We start from the raw sequence: 3,101 nt of genomic DNA, 5'->3' as shown, positions 1-3,101 counted from the left end.
GGACACCCTTGTCTTAAGCTATACGGTTGGCACTATCAGCCCCCGTTACGGACTTTCACCGATTAGTGCACGCCCATGCTGGGCGCACAAAAAAGAGCAATGTGCATAAAAATATACACATTACTCTTTCTATAAATATATTTAAATTATACGTTTATTTCACTTTCAATTTTTACTGCATCTTTATTTGCTTCTATAATAGGTTTAACATATGTGTCTACAAACTCTACTACTTGACTTGAAGATCTTCCAGTAAACTTAACTGGGTTAATTACTGCTAAGATTTCTTCCTTTGTAAGGTTAAATGCAGGATCATTTATTATTCTATCAATTAAATCATTGTTTAATCCTTCACCCTTAACTCTTTGTGCTGCTGCCATAGAATGTTCTCTTATTCTTTCGTGAAGTTCTTGTCTGTCTCCACCTCTCTTAACACATTCCATCATAATATTTTCAGTAGCCATAAAAGGTAATTCATTATTTACATGGCTTGCTATTACTTTATCATATACAACCATATTTTCTGCAATATTTATATAAAGATTTAATACACCATCTAATGCTAAGAATGCTTCTGGAACTGAAATTCTCTTATTTGCAGAATCATCAAGAGTTCTTTCAAACCATTGTGTAGAAGCTGTTATAGCTGGATTTAAAGCATTTACTATAACTAATCTAGCAAGAGACCCCATTCTTTCACTTCTCATTGGATTTCTCTTATACGCCATAGCTGAAGATCCTATTTGATGTTTTTCAAATGGCTCTTCCATCTCCTTCATATTTTGAAGAAGTCTTAAATCATTTGAGAACTTATAGCAGCTTTGAGCTACTTCTGATAATGTATTTAAAACGATTGAATCAAATTTTCTTGGATAAGTTTGCCCTGTTACTGCAAAACTCTTACTAAATCCCATTTTTCTAGCAACCATATCATCAAGAGCTTTTACCTTTTCTTCATCTCCATCAAAAAGTTCCATAAAACTTGCTTGAGTACCAGTTGTTCCTTTTACCCCTCTAAGTTTAAATGTAGATAATAAGAAATCTATATTTTCTATATCCATTACTAAATCCTGCATCCAAAGAGTAGCTCTCTTACCTACTGTAGTAAGCTGTGCAGGTTGGAAATGTGTAAATCCAAGAGTTGGCATATCCTTATATTTTAAAGCAAATTTTTGTAATCTATCTAATACTGTAACTATTTTTTCTTTAACTAATTCAAGTGCATCCTTCATTATAATAATATCTGTATTATCTCCAACAAAGCAGCTTGTTGCACCTAAATGTATTATTCCCTTTGCCTTTGGACATTGTAATCCATAAGCATATACGTGGCTCATAACATCATGTCTAACTTCTTTTTCTCTTTTTATGGCATCATCATAATTTACATCATTTATATGTGCTTTTAACTCTTCTATCTGTTCATCAGATATATTTAACCCAAGTTCCTTTTCACATTCTGCTAATGCCACCCATAGTCTTCTCCATGTTGTAAATTTTTTATCTTCAGAAAAAATAAAACTCATTTCTTTAGATGCATATCTGGAATTTAAAGGACTATTGTATAAATCTCTCATTTTGTACCTCCATACGAACAAATCAATTTGTTTTTGTATTTTTATTCGTATTATAACATAAAACTATCATTTTTTCATCTAAAATTAAAAAAATTGTTCTTTTAAATATTATTTAGCTGTATTATAAGATGTATTAATAATATTCCTCAATATTTTGAAAATATAAACCTTAAAAATCTAGGTGGCTATAATTTAAATATTCATATCACTATCTGCTGTCTAAAAAATATAATATTGATTTAATAAAGAATGAAGTCAATTTAATCTAATTATATTGCTTCTTTTGGAAAAGAAAATAGAATTATCAGTAATATTTATAAAAGACTTTTTTAGAATTTAAAAAAATATTTTTAAGTTTATTTATCTTACTATTTTTAACTATGGATTTATTTTTGTGGATAGGATCCCTATTAGAAGACATGTTTATTAGAAAACAAAAAACTCCCTTAAAGGGAGCTTTCTAATTAATCTTCTAAAGTTTCTATTAATTTAGCTACTTCTTCACAAGCTAGAGCTTCGTCATCACCGCTAGCGATAACCTTTACCTTAGCATCCTTTGTTACTGCTAATGATAAAACACCGATTAAGCTCTTAACGTTTGCTTTCTTACCATTAAATTCTATGCTTACATCTGACTTGAAAGATGAAGCCTTCTTTACTAATAATGTTGCTGGTCTAGCGTGTAGACCGCTGCTGTTCTTAACTAAAACCTCTTTTGAAACCATGTAATTCACCTCTTTAAATATAGTATAAGCATTCACTTAATTTCGTATAAGTATTCACTTAACTTTTATTATTATATATGAGTTTGAAAATAATTTCAATACCCCTTTCTTAACTTAGAAAGTATCGCTAAAGAATAAGTTAATTATCTTGGTTGTACAATAAGCTTTATTGCTGTTCTTTCTTCTCCATCAATTTGAATATCTGTAAATGCTGGTACACATACAATATCTTTACCACTTGGTGCTACAAAACCTCTAGCTATAGCTATAGCTTTTACAGCTTGGTTAATAGCTCCTGCACCTACAGCTTGTATTTCTACTATGTTTTTTTCCTTTATTATAGCAGCCAAAGCACCTGCAACTGAATTCGGATTTGATTTTGTTGAAACTTTTAATACTTCCATTTTTATTATTCCTCCTAGTCTTCTACTAATCGTTTACATTTTAATGATTAACTATCTTAATCATGCTAATTTATATATTCTACTTTTATTTTAAAATTCCTTCTTTTTATTAAAACTTTTTTCAATATTGTTTATTTTTTCATTTTATTAGTAGTTATTTCTAGATTTGAGTTTTACTTTCATTTGTAATTTTTTTATTATACCTATCCATTTTTTATAAACAAAGTGGCTGACGCCACGCTTTTCAGCGCAGGAAGCAACTTTGTTTTGCCATGCAAAAGGTTCTAAAAGTAAAATAACTTCATATTAAAATATAATTTAATTATTTTGCTTTTAGGTTCTTTTGCAGCCTACAATTATTTTTTAATGCATTTGACAACTTCCATATGAGAAAA

At 29.4% G+C, this 3,101-nt stretch carries 3 protein-coding genes; all 3 read right to left on the bottom strand.

From position 1 onward, the window contains the following. Positions 1-146 precede the first annotated feature (146 nt). The 3 genes from purB to BM384_RS16380 all read right to left on the bottom strand — a co-directional run bounded on the left by purB (position 147) and on the right by BM384_RS16380 (position 2,706). Positions 147-1,577, bottom strand: a complete 1,431-nt coding sequence (gene purB, locus BM384_RS16390; RefSeq protein WP_090015240.1) for an adenylosuccinate lyase — start codon at positions 1,575-1,577, stop codon at positions 147-149. 464 nt (positions 1,578-2,041) lie between these two features. After that, positions 2,042-2,302, bottom strand: coding sequence for an HPr family phosphocarrier protein (locus BM384_RS16385; protein ID WP_090015238.1), 261 nt, complete (start codon positions 2,300-2,302; stop codon positions 2,042-2,044). Between the two features lie 143 nt (positions 2,303-2,445). Next, positions 2,446-2,706, bottom strand: a complete 261-nt coding sequence (locus tag BM384_RS16380) for a stage V sporulation protein S (protein ID WP_072991331.1) — start codon at positions 2,704-2,706, stop codon at positions 2,446-2,448. Between the last annotated feature and the right edge of the window lie 395 nt (positions 2,707-3,101).

Source organism: Clostridium sp. DSM 8431 (assembly GCF_900116755.1).
In the GTDB taxonomy this organism is placed as follows: Bacteria; Bacillota; Clostridia; order Clostridiales; family Clostridiaceae; genus Clostridium.
The sequence above is the reverse complement of the archived record's forward strand: the minus strand, read 5'-3'. Positions and strand labels throughout refer to the sequence as shown.

Coding starts and splice junctions, on each gene's coding strand:
- BM384_RS16380 (WP_072991331.1), bottom strand. CDS start 2,706: ATGGAAGTATTAAAAGTTTCAACAAAATCAAATCCGAATTCAGTTGCA.
- purB (WP_090015240.1), bottom strand. CDS start 1,577: ATGAGAGATTTATACAATAGTCCTTTAAATTCCAGATATGCATCTAAA.
- BM384_RS16385 (WP_090015238.1), bottom strand. CDS start 2,302: ATGGTTTCAAAAGAGGTTTTAGTTAAGAACAGCAGCGGTCTACACGCT.